The following is a 385-nucleotide window of genomic DNA, read 5'->3' as shown; positions in this document are numbered from 1 at the left end:
AGTGCTCCGCAGATTCCGATACCAGTACCCGGCGTCCAGCTCGGCCGTGTCCACCCATTCCGCGTCCACCGTGGAGAAGAACGGGATACGTGAGGACACCGGACGGACCTGCGACAACGACCGGGCCAACTCCTCCTCGATCACCTCCACCTGCACCGTATGCGAGGCATAGTCCACATCAACCCACCGAGCCCGCACCCCCACGCCCTCACACTCCGCCACCAGCTCCCGCAACGCCTCCGGCTCACCAGCCACCACCACCGACAACGGCCCATTAACCGCCGCCACCTCAACCCGACCCGCCCGCCCCTCAACCAGCCGCTCCGCCTCGCCCACACCCACAGCCAGCGACACCATCCCACCCCGACCCGACAACCCCGCCGCA

1 protein-coding gene is annotated in these 385 nt (G+C 68.1%); it reads right to left on the bottom strand.

What is annotated here, in order from left to right; translation table 11 throughout:
* A partial coding sequence (locus JK364_RS54695) for an acyltransferase domain-containing protein (RefSeq protein ID WP_307841746.1) occupies window positions 1-375 on the bottom strand: 375 nt, incomplete at its 3' end.
* Window positions 376-385 lie beyond the last annotated feature (10 nt).

Origin of the sequence: Streptomyces endocoffeicus (genome assembly GCF_016741935.1) — a bacterium.
Taxonomy (GTDB): Bacteria; Actinomycetota; Actinomycetes; order Streptomycetales; family Streptomycetaceae; genus Streptomyces; species Streptomyces endocoffeicus.
The sequence above is the reverse complement of the archived record's forward strand: the minus strand, read 5'-3'. Positions and strand labels throughout refer to the sequence as shown.